This window comes from Streptomyces parvulus (genome assembly GCF_014648855.1).
GTDB classification, from domain to species: domain Bacteria; phylum Actinomycetota; class Actinomycetes; order Streptomycetales; family Streptomycetaceae; genus Streptomyces; species Streptomyces parvulus.
Window position 1 is genome coordinate 409,074 of record NZ_BMRX01000006.1, and the last position, 12,674, is coordinate 421,747.

The 12,674-nt window shown below is 68.8% G+C and carries 14 protein-coding genes; 12 read left to right on the forward strand and 2 right to left on the reverse strand.

Features of this window, described 5'->3' with window-relative positions:
* Window positions 1-81: 81 nt before the first annotated feature.
* The 11 genes from IE108_RS14025 to IE108_RS14075 all read left to right on the forward strand — a co-directional run bounded on the left by IE108_RS14025 (window position 82) and on the right by IE108_RS14075 (window position 9,613).
* On the forward strand, window positions 82-2,211 hold the full coding sequence (locus IE108_RS14025) for an FtsK/SpoIIIE domain-containing protein (RefSeq protein ID WP_064727543.1): 2,130 nt from the start codon (window positions 82-84) through the stop codon (window positions 2,209-2,211).
* 914 nt (window positions 2,212-3,125) lie between these two features.
* Window positions 3,126-3,326 (forward strand): helix-turn-helix domain-containing protein, encoded by a 201-nt coding sequence (locus IE108_RS14030; protein WP_064727541.1) that lies wholly within the window; start codon window positions 3,126-3,128, stop codon window positions 3,324-3,326.
* Window positions 3,323-3,634 carry a hypothetical protein gene (locus IE108_RS14035; protein WP_064727540.1) on the forward strand — a complete coding sequence of 104 codons (312 nt, stop codon included), beginning with the start codon at window positions 3,323-3,325 and terminating at the stop codon, window positions 3,632-3,634. Before IE108_RS14030 ends, IE108_RS14035 begins: the two co-directional genes overlap by 4 nt.
* Window positions 3,631-4,497 carry a bifunctional DNA primase/polymerase gene (locus IE108_RS14040; protein WP_064727539.1) on the forward strand — a complete coding sequence of 289 codons (867 nt, stop codon included), beginning with the start codon at window positions 3,631-3,633 and terminating at the stop codon, window positions 4,495-4,497. Before IE108_RS14035 ends, IE108_RS14040 begins: the two co-directional genes overlap by 4 nt.
* Window positions 4,494-6,200: a DUF927 domain-containing protein gene (locus IE108_RS14045; protein ID WP_064727538.1), complete on the forward strand. Its 1,707-nt coding sequence runs from the start codon at window positions 4,494-4,496 to the stop codon at window positions 6,198-6,200. The genes IE108_RS14040 and IE108_RS14045 overlap by 4 nt, the downstream gene beginning before the upstream one ends.
* Window positions 6,201-6,499: 299 nt before the next feature.
* Complete coding sequence (locus tag IE108_RS14050; protein WP_064727537.1) at window positions 6,500-6,799, forward strand: hypothetical protein; 300 nt, start codon at window positions 6,500-6,502, stop codon at window positions 6,797-6,799.
* Between the two features lie 2 nt (window positions 6,800-6,801).
* Window positions 6,802-7,410: a hypothetical protein gene (locus IE108_RS14055; protein ID WP_064727536.1), complete on the forward strand. Its 609-nt coding sequence runs from the start codon at window positions 6,802-6,804 to the stop codon at window positions 7,408-7,410.
* Window positions 7,407-8,258, forward strand: a complete 852-nt coding sequence (locus IE108_RS14060; protein ID WP_064727535.1) for a hypothetical protein — start codon at window positions 7,407-7,409, stop codon at window positions 8,256-8,258. The genes IE108_RS14055 and IE108_RS14060 overlap by 4 nt, the downstream gene beginning before the upstream one ends.
* 289 nt (window positions 8,259-8,547) lie before the next feature.
* On the forward strand, window positions 8,548-8,976 hold the full coding sequence (locus IE108_RS14065) for a hypothetical protein (protein ID WP_064727534.1): 429 nt from the start codon (window positions 8,548-8,550) through the stop codon (window positions 8,974-8,976).
* On the forward strand, window positions 8,973-9,266 hold the full coding sequence (locus IE108_RS14070) for a hypothetical protein (protein WP_159394599.1): 294 nt from the start codon (window positions 8,973-8,975) through the stop codon (window positions 9,264-9,266). Before IE108_RS14065 ends, IE108_RS14070 begins: the two co-directional genes overlap by 4 nt.
* Window positions 9,267-9,346: 80 nt before the next feature.
* On the forward strand, window positions 9,347-9,613 hold the full coding sequence (locus IE108_RS14075) for a hypothetical protein (protein ID WP_159394598.1): 267 nt from the start codon (window positions 9,347-9,349) through the stop codon (window positions 9,611-9,613).
* On the opposite strand, the gene IE108_RS14080 is transcribed toward IE108_RS14075, so the two are convergent.
* Complete coding sequence (locus IE108_RS14080) at window positions 9,610-9,987, reverse strand: DUF7715 family protein (RefSeq protein ID WP_064727531.1); 378 nt, start codon at window positions 9,985-9,987, stop codon at window positions 9,610-9,612. The genes IE108_RS14075 and IE108_RS14080 overlap by 4 nt on opposite strands.
* A 57-nt stretch (window positions 9,988-10,044) precedes the next feature.
* Between IE108_RS14080 and IE108_RS14085 the strand changes: the two genes are divergently transcribed.
* The gene (locus IE108_RS14085; protein WP_064727530.1) at window positions 10,045-11,169 is read left to right on the forward strand and encodes a tyrosine-type recombinase/integrase; all 1,125 of its coding nucleotides are present in this window, start codon (window positions 10,045-10,047) and stop codon (window positions 11,167-11,169) included.
* Between the two features lie 3 nt (window positions 11,170-11,172).
* Here IE108_RS14085 and glnA read toward each other — a convergent pair whose 3' ends face one another.
* Window positions 11,173-12,582 carry a type I glutamate--ammonia ligase gene (gene glnA / locus IE108_RS14090; protein ID WP_064727529.1) on the reverse strand — a complete coding sequence of 470 codons (1,410 nt, stop codon included), beginning with the start codon at window positions 12,580-12,582 and terminating at the stop codon, window positions 11,173-11,175.
* Between the last annotated feature and the right edge of the window lie 92 nt (window positions 12,583-12,674).

Consider the following 12,674-nt stretch of genomic DNA (forward strand, 5'->3'; position numbering starts at 1 on the left):
GCGGCGTCCTACCGCCAAGCAGCCGCCGCCCCGGGCCTCTCAGCCCGTCACGAAATACGTCACGAAACTGGAGAGCCCATCATGACGGACACCGCACCCGAGAGGGTGAACGGGCACGTCAAGCCGCAAGTGTCCCTCCTCAAGTTCGCCCCCGAACAAGCCACCGCCCCGGCCGTCGAGGTGGGTCAAACTGACCCACCTGCGCCGCGCCGCCGGGTGCGTGTCGACCACCTGCGGCGCGTCGTCGTCGAGGTCCGCACGAACGCCGGCTACCGGGCCGCGGTACGGCACGGCGCCTACATCATCGGCGGAACCCGGATCCTCACCCGTCGGGCCTGGGACTCGAGGACGACCGCCCGCCACGACCGGATGATGCGCATCGCCGAAGCGTCCGGGAACGAGGAACTGGTACGCGAGTGGGAGCAGCGCGCCCAGGCGTACCGGGCCGCCCGTCAGAAGCGGCGCGTCGAGATGCTGCAGATGATGGTGAACGCCCCCAAGGCGATCGCAATGGGTGTCGTCGGGTCGGCTGGCATCCTGCTCGTCCTCGGCATGCTGCTCGCCTGGGCAAGCCGCGACGTCGCCGACGTCCTCACCCCGTTGAACACGGTGGTCGACCTGGTCGGATGGGTGGCGTTCCTCGCCTCCGTCGTCTGGGAGCCGCTGCTGACCGCGCTGCCGTTCCTGGCCGTGGCCGGCGCCTGGTCCGTTGGACGCGGCCAGCGCACCGCCCCCGTCTGGGCGCTGCCCGAGGACGGTGACGAGCGGGACGTCGTGCCTGATGAGAACGCCATCCTGCGTGCCCTGGGCAAGCTGGGCATTGCCCCGCTGAACGCGGCCCTCAAGGAAGGCTGGAAGCCGCGCTGGGTGCAGCCGTCCACCCGCTCCGGAAACGGCTGGCATGCGCAGCTGCAGCTCCCCGAGGGCGTGCCCGTCGAGATGATCGCCGACAAGAAGCGGATCTTGGCGCACAACCTGATGCGCAAGCCCATCGAGGTGTGGCCGACCGAGCCCCGCGACCAGGCTGGCGTCCTCGACCTGTGGGTGGCCGACCCCGGCGTCCTCACCAAGCCGGTACCGCCGTGGCCGCTCCTCACCGAGGGGACAGCCGACTACTTCAAGGGGGTGCCCTCCGCCCTCAACGCCCGCGGCGAGCAGGTCATCGGCCGGCTGATGGCCTCCAACTACCTGATCGCCGGAATCATGGGCTCGGGCAAGTCGTCGCTGGTCATCTCACTGCTGCTCGGCGCCATGCTCGATCCGCTGGTCGAGGTCGACGTGCACGTCCTCGCCTACAACAACGACTACGACGCGATGCGGCCCCGGCTGCGGAGCCTGGTCAAGGGCGACGACCCCGAGCACGTCGTCGCGGCCATGGACACGCTGCGCGCCCTCGTCGGCGAAGTGTCCCGCCGGGGTCAGGAACTGGAGCGGATCGGCACGGACACCAAGGTCACGCGCGAGATGGCGGAACGCGACCCGTCCATGCGCCCGCGGATCGTCGTGTTCGACGAGGTACACGAGCTGTTCACCAGCAAGGAGCACGGCAAGGAAGCCAAGGAACTGGCGCTGAGGGTCACCAAAAAGGCCAGGAAGACGGCCATCACCCTGCTGTGGATCACCCCGGACGCGGACGCGGCGAGCCTGCCCCGCGGGATCTCCAAGACCGTGTCCCACAGGGTCGCGTTCGCCATCAACGACCACCAGGGCAACGACGCCATCTTGGGCACCGGCATGCATAAGAACGGTTATTCGGCGACGACGCTGGTCGCGGGCGAGGACGTAGGCACCGCCATGGCCGCCGGCTTCTCGAAGACTCCCGGGCTGATCCGCTCGTACTACGTGCGGAAAGAGGCGGGCATCGACGAGGTGACCCCGGTTGTCGAGCGGGCCGTCGCCCTGCGGGAAGGCGTAGCCCCTGCGGACGTCCCGCAGCGCGCCGAACGACCCGACCCGCTGGCCGACGTCGCCGCGGTCCTGGGCGACGAGTCACGCGTCCTCGTACAGGAGGTGCTGCACCGGCTCGCCGAACACAACCCGGGGCACTACCGCAGCTGGGGGCCGGCCGATCTGAAGAAGGTTCTGGAGCCCTACGGCGCCCAGCAGTACAAGTCCGACGGCCGCATGGTCGTCGCCCGCGACCGCGTCCAGGACGCCATCCTCGAGCGCCTGGCCGAGGACGCCGACGACGAGGGAGACGACGAGATCTGAGGGAGTTCTCCCTACCCGCCTCCCTGTACCGCCTCCCTGTACATGACCAGCGGAAATGGCCAGCCAGGGAGGCGAGGGAGGCGGCCTCGGAGAGACCCCCAGGGCGCGCAGATCAGGCCGCCGGCCTCCCCGCCGCAGTCTCCCTCCCTAGGCGGGAGCAGGTGTCACGCGCCCCGACAGCGGCGGCTGACGCGGCTGTGACGCTACGACGAGCGGCCAGGGCGTCCCGGAGGCAGCAGGCCCAACTCCCGCGCACGAGACGTCCATCGCTGGACCGTCCGAGGAGTCACGCCCTCGGCCTTCGCCAAGTCGGTAGCTGGCCGCGGCGAGTCCGCAGCGACGCGCAGATACCGCAGAGCGAGTCGGGCGTAGAACCTCTGATCGTCGGGACCGCCCGGGTTACCGAGGGGGCCCTCGTGCGGGTCGCCGGGGCCAGCCATAACCGCGGCCTGAACGGAGGCGCCGGCCGTTGCCCGACGGGATCGCACGGCCGCCTCGATCGCTGCGAGCGGGAAGGATCGCAGTTCCCCGATTCCGACGGAGCCAGGACCGGGGACGTAGACGCCGGTGATCGCAATTCCGGCGTCGTCGAGTCCCATCCGCAGCATGAGGCGCCGGCCGGTTTCGGTGTTCTCGAGCAGGTCCCACGACACGGGGTCCTCGACCCCCGTCGACAGGCCAGCGACCGCGTCGAGCTGGCTCGCACTCTCCTGGTCGATGGGGGAGGCGACCACGCGCCACGGCTTCGGAAGATCCCGGTCAGTAATCACGGGCCGACGGTATGCCCGTTCCCAACGCCAGTCAACGTGGCTGCACAAACACGATGACACCCTTGCGCAATCACGACACGATGCGGTACACCTGTGGCTGTCGTGATTGATCGAAAGCGACACGACACGTCTTGAGAGGCGTAGATGAATCTCGCAGAACGCATCGACAAGTACCTGACCACCGAAGAGGTAGCCCGTCGCTACCGCGTGGCAGCGGGCACCGTCCGCTACTGGCGGCACATCGGCTACCTGCCCGACGGCGTCAAGCGCGGCCGGCGCGTCCTGTACGACCCGGACGTCCTCGACCAGTGGGACGCCGACCAGGCCGGAGGCGCCGCAGCATGAACCAGAAAGCAGAAACGCCCCGGGCGGAATCCGGGGCGTTTCGGAAAGACTCCGCGGCGGGCGGTAAGTCCGCTGTCACCGTACCGCAGGACTCCGACAACGCGCAGCAGGGCGACGGACTGTTCCCCGCCGACCCGGCGCCGACCATCGCGCGGCCCGTACCCGTCCAGACGTCCGGCCGGCTGGAGTTCGCCGCCCGCTGCCCCGAGTGCCGCACCTGGCACAGGCACGTCAGCCTCGGCGAGAAAGACGCACCCTGCGGTGCGCACTACCGGCTGGAGTTCGCCAGCAAGGGGGCCGCCGCGTGAGCAACCACGACAAGGCCCTCGACGCGGCTCTCAACGCCACCGAGTGGGGATACGAGGTCTTCCCGCTGTCGATCAACAAGACGCCGATCATCCGGTCGCCGCACGACAAGGGGCACCGCTGCCAGGGCATGCACCAGTGCGGCAGCCCGGGGCACGGTGTCGGCGACGCCACCAGCGATCCCGACCTGGTCCGCTGGCTGTTCGACCAGGCACCGAAGGCGGTCGGCTACGGCATCCGCTGCGGCGCCCGACTCGTCGGCCTCGACCTCGACCGCAAGGAGAACGTCGACGGGGTCGCCACTCTCAACCGGCTCGCCGGCCGTCACGGGTTCGACGTGCCCCGCACGACGACGGTGTGCACCCCCTCCGGTGGCTTCCATCTGTGGCTGGCCGTACCGGGCGGGACGATCGTCCCCAACTCGGTTGGCAAAGTCGGCCCCGGCATCGACGTCCGCAGTTCCCGCGGGTACGTCGTCGGGCCCGGCAGCATCGGCCGGAAGGGTGCCTATGTCCTGCACCCGAAGCTGGGGTTCATCGACCCCGAGCCGATCCCCGAGCAACTGCTCAAGCTGATGTTGCCCCCGCCCCCCAAGCACCGCCCCCAGCGTCATTCCTCCCCCATGCCCGGCGCTGGCGGGCGGGCCCTCGACGGGCTCGTGCGGGTCGTCCTCAACTCCTCCGAGGGCAACCGGAACGACCGCCTGTTCTGGGCTGCCGCCAAGGCGTGGGAGCACGTGCGAGACGGACATGTCGCGGCCAGCGACGTCGAGGGGCAGCTCGTGGAAGCGGCTATCCGGGTCGGGTTGGGTGCCGCTGAGGCCATGCGCACCGTCGCTTCCGCAGGGCGGGGGGTGGCCGCGTGAGCGACGAGACGACCGAGCAGGCGACGGAGGAATGGGCGGATCACCGCCTGGTCCCCGAGGGCGTGCGCATGCCTGCCGGCTACAGCATCAGCTACAGCGGGGTGTGGGTCGAGAAGCAGTTCGGCAAGGAGATCGTCAACGTCCGGGTTGCGTGGGCGCCCCTGGTCATTAAGGCCGTGTACGTCGACCCCGCTGGCGACCAGGCCGTTGAACTGGCGTGGGTCGACCGCGGGCAGGTCGTCACCAGGACCGTGCAGCGCTCCATCGTTCGACGGGGCCGCATCCTCGTTGCCACCCTCGGAGACGCCGGCCTGCCCGTTATTGAGGCTGACGCCAAGCTGGCCGAGCGATACCTCGCCGCGTTCGAGTCCATCAACCAGGGCAAGATCCCCCGCGTCCACCTGGCCCGCCAACTGGGCTGGCAGAAGGACGGCACGTTCGTCACTGCGCAGGACACCCCGCACCGCGTCGAGGTCAAGTTCGACGAGCAGAAGCCAGCACTCGCAGCGCACGCACCGGCAGGGACGTTCGCAGGCTGGCAGGCATCTGTGAAACCGATGGAGGCGTACCCGGCCGCACAGATGGCGCTGTACGCCTCCCTGGCGGCACCGCTGCTGGAACTAGTCGGCGTCAACTCCTTCACCGTCGACATTTCCGGGCGGTCGACGCGAGGGAAGACTACGGCGGCCGGCGCCGGGATGAGCGTCTGGGCAGACCCCAGCGAGAAGGCGGACGGCATGTACTCGTGGCGCACCACGATGCTGGCCGCGGAGAAGCGTCTGAACCTGGTCAACGGGCTGCCGGTCGTGTTCGACGAGACCAAGCTTGTGCGTGACCCGGAAATGGTGCACGCGCTGCTGTACTCCATCCCGAAGAACCACGGGCAAGCCCGCGGCGGTGGCTGGCCGTCCGGGCTTCCGTGGCGAACCGTGATGATCTCGACCGGGGAACAGTCCGTCCTCACCTTCACGACTGACCAGGGCGCCGGGGCCCGCGTCCTCACCGTGAAGGAAGCGCCGTTTGGCACGGACGGACCGGAGTCGGCCACCGCGGCCATCGACGTCCGGGACGGCTGTGCGGAGCACTACGGCACGGCCGGCCCCCGGTTCGTCGAGAAGCTGCTCGAGGAGACCGCCGGAGACGGGAAACGCCGCCTGGTCGCCCGTCACAAGGAACTGACGGAGGCTCACCGGTACGACAGCGACATGTCGGCCCGGCGCGCACCCCTGGTGGCCGTTCTCGCCCTCGCTGCGGAGGCCGGCCACGAATGGGGCATCGTCCCCTTCCCGGCGCCGCCTATGTCCGTCTGGGAGCGGCTGTTCGCCGTGGGAGACCAGACCGACAACCGGGGCGAGATGGCGCTGGACGTCGTCCGCGAGTACGTCGCTTCCAACCGGCGTTCCCTGTGGGCGCCAGGGACCAGCAACGACCCCCCGTTCTCCGGATGGATCGGGAGGGAACTCGAAGTCGACAACGAGCCCACGGTCGGTCTCCTTGCGCAGAAACTGAAGGAGGCACTGAGCCGCGCCGGGTACGAACTGGAGTCGGTCATCCCCAGCTGGCGGGAGGCGGCCGTGCTGGTCGAGAACGCTTCGTACCGACCGCCCTATCTCGCCAAGAAGAAGATGAACGGCGGTCAGGTCCGTCTCTACATCTTCAAGCCCGAGGTGTTCGCCGCCCCGGACGACGAGGACGGAGAGTGACATGAGCCCTCGACGTCGGAGAAAGACCCTCCCTCTCCCCACCCAAAGTGCGTACCCCCTCTCACAGTGGGAATCGCCGCAGCTCAACGGCTATTCGGAAGGGGTACGCAGCCCTGCGTACCCCCCGGGGTCGAGGTCAGGGGGTACGCGGCCCTGCGTACCCCCACTAGCCCGAGCATCCCCGCAGGTCAAAGGGCGTGAAGGACCCCCCGAAGTAGGGGGTACGCACTTGGTCCGCCAAGAGAGCCCGAATATCTGCGGCATCACCCGAACTCGATACGCCCAGTAAGGAACCGCTCATGACCCAGGCACCCGACCCCATCTCGCAGAACACGGGGCTGACCCTCGTTGTGGTCGACCGCGCCATCAGCTGGCACGGCGACCTCGGCTCGTACAACGAGGTCCAGGAAATCCTCGCCAGCCGCGACCTTGAGCAGCTGCGCGAACTCGCTCTCACCGCCATCTGGCAGCTCGGCACCACCCTCCACAGCCACGCCCCGGACACCGTCGCGACGGTCCCCTACCCGGACACGTTCGCCCCCGTCGGACACCTGTCTGTCGCTGTCTCGACCAAGCGCGCCACCCCGGAAGGAATCTGACCATGACCCCCGAGCAGATCCGCGAGCAGTACAACCGGAAGATCGAGAAGATCCGCGGCCGTGAAGACCTCACCCCGCAGGCCAAGCAGGTCGCCATGGCCCGCGCCCACCAGACCGCCGCCGAGCAGATCGCGGCCGTCCGCGAAGCCGACCAGCGGCAGTACGAGCAGCGCCGGCAGACCCTGGAGAAGCGGCTGTTCGGCAACCGGGAACTGTCCGGCACCGACGCCCTGTCCGCCCGGGACGCCCGCGAACGCGCCGCCCAGTACACGCACCCCGACGAAGCCCTCAAGGCCTACCAGCGGGCCCAGCGCGACGGCGACAAGGACATGATGCGGGCCCTCGGCTCCATGGCCGCAGACCAGGCCGCCCTGCCCGTCCTCGGCCAAGCCTGGTACGGGCTCGTCGAAGCGCACGCCGCAGCCACCCCCGGCTACGCCGGCAACCTCGAAGAACTCCGCGGCCTCCACAACCCGGACGACTTCCGCGCCACTACCTACGTGACCCCGGACGTGCCCTCCGAACTCGGCCGGATGAGCCCCCAGCAGGTGGCCAGCCTCGCCGACAGTCCCATGACCGTGTACGGCAACGACGCACCGGAGGCGGCATGACCACGCCCATCGACTTCGGGCACGACACCGCCCGCGCGCAGGCCGCCGTGAAGGTAGCCGAACGGCGGAAGCTGCCCGTGCCGCAGGCCATCTACGACACCGCCGGCATGTGGCAGGTCGTCATGGACGCCGCGCACGCCCGAGTCCCCGACAAGCCCGGCCGCGACGACGTGCCCGCCACCGCCGAGGAGCTGGCCGCGCTCATCGAGGAGCGGGCACACCAGCACCGCATCGCCGCCGCCCTGCGCTACGTGTCCGCCGACTTCAAGGAACCCATCTCCAGCCGCTACAACCAGCTCGTCCGCGAGCACGTGCCCGGCTGGATCGCAGGACTCCAGACCGACTTCCTCGCCCTCACCAAGAAGCTGACCGCGCAGGAGAAGAAGCTGCCCGCCAACCTCGACCGGGAACGGCTCGACTGGCGTGACCCCAAGGTGACCGGGCCGTGGGAGATGGCCGAGTCCGCAGCCATCGCACTCGACCAGCTCGTAGCCGACAGGCAGATCATGGCGCGAGCAGCGAACCAGGATCTCGGACGCGACGCAGACCTGTGGGCCGTCGCCAAGCTGGCCAAGGAACCCGACAACGACGCGGTGTTCGGGCACCAGCTGCGCGACCACGTCGGCCCCGCGATCCGAGAGGTGAAGGAGCTGAGGCATCAGCCAGTGTCACGCTGGCTGTACCTCGCACGCTCACCTCACCTCGAGCTGTCGCTTGCCGCACCACGAGAGGTCAAGCAGCGACAGCAGGTCATGGACCGATGGCACGACGCGGTCCAGATCGTCATGGGATCAGGACTGTCACACCAGCAGGCCAAGCAGGCTGTCACAACGGCATTGCAAGGCTGATCCATGAACGTCGACGTCAACGGCATCACGAAGCGCTCCGAAGACGCTTACGCGAACCGATGGCGAGCGAGCAGCCCATTCCTCCAGGGGCGGCTGCAAGCGACTCGCCAGCGTCGACCCGCGGTCCGGCCGGCCCGACTCGTAGCCGCCAGCCGGCCGGACCGCACCCAAACTCGGACAGAAAGGGAGGGAACGGGCCCCCGCCCCCGTGATCTTCACGGATCGGGACCGTATACCTGCTGCCTGTCGCTGCACCGCAGAAACGTTGGATTTACCAGGGAGGCCAGCCGTGGCTGACGACGAGAACACCCCTCCACGGGCCCCTGACGGGCTCGGGGAGAGGGGTCTGAGGCTCTGGACGGACACGCTCGCAGAGCTGGATATGGACCCGGACGAGCTGGTTTTGCTGGAGGAAGCGTGCCGTCTGGCTGACGAGTTGGACGAGATGGGCACGTTGCTGGCCGGCTCGTCGATGCTGTCGGTCGGGTCGCGTGGCCAGCAGGTGGCGAATCCGCTGATCCGGGAGATCCGCGGTCACCGGCTGGCGCTGTCGCGGGTGCTGCGGCAGCTGGGGGCGACGAGGCCGGGTGAGGATGAGGAGGAGCGGCTGACGCCTTCGCAGCGGGGCCGTAAGGCGGCGATGGCCCGTCATCACGGGGCGCGGTCGCTGGCGCCGGTCCGTCCGATGTGGCCGCCGCGGGAAGGGGATGCGTCGTGAGCCGCCCGCGCCGCCGTTCTGCGCCGGCCGAGATGCCGCCGCACGTCTCGGAGATGCAGCCCGACCGGTACCGGCAGCTGGCGGAAGAACACCTCGAGGCCCGGCCGGATGACACGCACGGGGCGGCCATGGCCGTCTGGCAGGCGTATCTGGCGGAGCGCCGGGACTGGATGCGGGACCACCAGGTACGCCGGTACGTCGACGGCCGGGACACTCTGGGGACACCGCGGCCCCCGTTCGCTTGGGTGCGGTTGACGTTCGGCACCCCGGCGCCGAGGTGGCCGTCGTGAGCCGCCGCCGACGCCCGTCTGCCGCTGAGATGCCGGAGTGTCTGACCCGTTTCGACTGGCGGGAGTGGAGGCCGCCGGCCGTGCCGGATGACCCGTTCCCGCACTACGCGGAATGGATCATGGGTTACCGGGATTTCTCGGATGCTCGGGATGCGTGGCTGGCTGGTGAGCCGGTGCTGCTGCCGCCGGAGCGGCCGTTGCCGGACCCGATCCCGTACACGGGGCAGGAGTGGGCACGGAGGGGCCGGCCGACGTCGGAGCAGCCTGCCCGCAACGAACGCCGTGAAGAACCGCAGGCCAAGTTCATCGCCACCTACTACAAGCGGGGACGGCCCCGCCGCTCCTAGATCCTCGAGTTGACGTCTCCGAGACGCTGCTCGAGGACCGTCCCGACGGGGAACTCGTCGGCCAGCTCGAGGACGTCCTCGATGATGCCGGGGATCTCGTCGTCGCTGACGAGCTTGGAGCGCTGGAGGGCGGAGCGGATCGCTTCTGCTGCGTCCTCCGGGGTGAAGTCGAGGTCCGACACCAGCGCCGTGGTGGTGGCCTTGCCGCTGTTGAGTCCGACGAAGGAACGGCCGCAGCCGCATCCCCCGTCCGGGTCGAGCCGGTCGGTCTCGCACACGAACGGGGTGACCATGACGAGTTCACCCTCGACGCAGAACGTGAAGTCGTTGTCCCGATCGCCCTGCGCGCGGCTGGTGGCCGTAAGTAGCTTCATAGCAGCATTTTGACTGGTGGGTCGGACACCGGGTGTCGACTCCGCGGAAGGACGCCGATGGCAAGCAAGAGCATCAAGAAGCGCCCGAACGGTAAGTGGCGGGCCCGGTATCGGGATCTCGCCGGCAAGGAGCACGCCCGACACTTCGAGCGGAAGATCGACGGGGAACGCTGGCTCGACGAGGTCACGGCCGCGCTGGTCACCGGGGACTACGTCGACCCGAAGAGCCAGAAGATGACCGTCGACCAGTGGTGCGACCTGTGGCTCGCGAGCTACGCGCAGCGGGAGTCGACGGAGCGCCAGGCCCGCGTGCACCTGGCGCGCATCCGCAAGGAGTTCGGGCCGCTTCCTCTGGTCGCCATCGACGAGATGGCCGTGAAGGGTTGGATGGCCAAGCTGAAGCGGGAGGGACTGTCGGACTCCTACCGCTTCGCGCTGCACGGCCGCCTGGCCCAGGTGCTCGAGGACGCGGTGCGCGCGAAGCCGCGGAAGCTGGCGACGAACCCCTGCAGCCGGCGCACTTCACCCGGAGCGGGGAAGCAGCGGCCCTACGTTGCGACTGAGGCGCAGCTGTGGAGCCTGTATGGGAAGGCCGAGGAGAAGTACCGGCCCGCGATCCTGCTCGGGGCGTTCGCCGGCCTGCGCGTCGCCGAGGTCTGCGGGCTCCGTGTCGGCGACGTCGACCTGGACGCGCGCGTCATCAACCCGGCCGTGCAGTACCCGGCGGAGCCGCTCAAGACCGAGATGAGCATGTCCGCGGTCCCGATCCCGGACGCGTTCGTCGGGGAGCTGAAGCGGCTACTCGACGGCCGCACGGCCGGGTGGGTGGTGCCGGACGACGAGGGCTCCCAGCTGGGACCGTGGAAGGTCGAGCGTCACATAAGGCGGATCAGGAAGCAGGTCGCCGGCCTGCCCGACGGTTTTCGCTTTCACGACCTGCGCCACTTCTTTGCCTCGCTGCTGATCGCGGGTGGCAGCGACGTCAAGGTGGTGCAGCAGCGGCTACGGCACTCGTCAGCGAAGACGACGCTCGATACGTACAGTCACCTCTGGCCGGACGCTGACGAGTCCACCAGGGCGACCGTCGAGCGGACCATGGGGCCCATGATCAACAAAACTGCGGACCCTGTGCGGACTGTCGATGAGTCCGCACAGGGTCCGTGCAGCGTAGAGCCCTCTTGATCTTTACACGTCGAAGTACAGCTCGAACTCGTGCGGGTGCGGACGCAGCTGGAGCGGCGCGATCTCGTTGGCGCGCTTGTAGTCGATCCACGTCTCGATCAGGTCCGGCGTGAACACGTCGCCCTGGAGGAGGAACTCGTGGTCGGCCTCCAGGCGGTCGAGGACCGCGCCGAGGGAGGTCGGGACCTGGGCCACGTTGGCGTGCTCCTCCGGAGCCAGCTCGTAGAGGTCCTTGTCGATCGGCTCGGCCGGCTCGATCTTGTTCTTGATGCCGTCCAGGCCCGCCAGCAGCAGGGCCGAGAAGGCCAGGTACGGGTTGCCGGAGGAGTCCGGGGCGCGGAACTCGACGCGCTTGGCCTTCGGGTTCGAGCCGGTGATCGGGATACGCATCGCGGCGGACCGGTTGCGCTGCGAGTACACCAGGTTGATCGGCGCCTCGAAGCCCGGGACCAGGCGGTGGTAGGAGTTCACCGTCGGGTTGGTGAAGGCCAGCAGCGACGGGGCGTGCCGCAGGATGCCGCCGATGTAGTAGCGGGCGGTGTCGGACAGGCCGGCGTAGCCCTGCTCGTCGTAGAAGAGCGGCTCGCCGCCCGCCCACAGCGACTGGTGGACGTGCATGCCCGAGCCGTTGTCACCGAAGATCGGCTTCGGCATGAAGGTCGCCGTCTTGCCGTTCTTCCAGGCCACGTTCTTCACGATGTACTTGAAGAGCTGGAGGTCGTCCGCGGCGGCCAGCAGCGTGTTGAACTTGTAGTTGATCTCGGCCTGGCCGGCGGTGCCCACCTCGTGGTGCTGGCGCTCGACCTTCAGGCCGGACCGCTCCAGCTCCAGGGAGATCTCGGCGCGCAGGTCGGCGAAGTGGTCGACCGGCGGGACCGGGAAGTAGCCGCCCTTGTAGCGGACCTTGTACCCGCGGTTGTCCTCCAGGGCGCCGGTGTTCCAGGCGCCGGCCTCGGAGTCGATGTGGTAGAAGGACTCGTTCGCGCTGGTGGCGAAGCGGACGGAGTCGAAGACGTAGAACTCCGCCTCCGGGCCGAAGAACGCGGTGTCGGCGATGCCGGTCGACGCCAGGTAGGCCTCGGCCTTCTTCGCCACGTTGCGCGGGTCGCGGGAGTACTGCTCGCCCGTGATCGGGTCGTGGATGAAGAAGTTGATGTTGAGCGTCTTGTCCCGGCGGAACGGGTCGATGCGCGCGGTGGACAGGTCCGGGCGCAGGGCCATGTCCGACTCGTGGATGGCCTGGAAGCCGCGGATCGAGGATCCGTCGAAGGCCTGCTCGTCGTCGGGGTCGAACGCCTCGGCGGGCAACGTGAAGTGCTGCATGACGCCCGGCAGGTCGCAGAACCGGACGTCGACGAACTTGACGTCCTCGTCCGCGATGTACTTCTTGGCGTCGTCGGCGTTCTGGAACATCCAGCTCCTCCTACTCCCGACCGTCCCGCCGGGGTGGTAGATCGTTCGTGCGGCCAGTGCGGGTGGCACACGCTTCCTCGACCCTAGGGACG

What these genes read in the sequence shown, in the direction of transcription:
- IE108_RS14025 (WP_064727543.1), top strand. Translation starts at nt 82, where the DNA reads ATGACGGACACCGCACCCGAGAGGGTGAACGGGCACGTCAAGCCGCAA.
- IE108_RS14035 (WP_064727540.1), top strand. Translation starts at nt 3,323, where the DNA reads ATGAACCAGAAAGCAGAAACGCCCCGGGCGGAATCCGGGGCGTTTCGG.
- IE108_RS14060 (WP_064727535.1), top strand. Translation starts at nt 7,407, where the DNA reads ATGACCACGCCCATCGACTTCGGGCACGACACCGCCCGCGCGCAGGCC.
- IE108_RS14085 (WP_064727530.1), top strand. Translation starts at nt 10,045, where the DNA reads ATGGCAAGCAAGAGCATCAAGAAGCGCCCGAACGGTAAGTGGCGGGCC.
- IE108_RS14030 (WP_064727541.1), top strand. Translation starts at nt 3,126, where the DNA reads ATGAATCTCGCAGAACGCATCGACAAGTACCTGACCACCGAAGAGGTA.
- IE108_RS14055 (WP_064727536.1), top strand. Translation starts at nt 6,802, where the DNA reads ATGACCCCCGAGCAGATCCGCGAGCAGTACAACCGGAAGATCGAGAAG.
- glnA (WP_064727529.1), bottom strand. Translation starts at nt 12,582, where the DNA reads ATGTTCCAGAACGCCGACGACGCCAAGAAGTACATCGCGGACGAGGAC.
- IE108_RS14080 (WP_064727531.1), bottom strand. Translation starts at nt 9,987, where the DNA reads ATGAAGCTACTTACGGCCACCAGCCGCGCGCAGGGCGATCGGGACAAC.
- IE108_RS14050 (WP_064727537.1), top strand. Translation starts at nt 6,500, where the DNA reads ATGACCCAGGCACCCGACCCCATCTCGCAGAACACGGGGCTGACCCTC.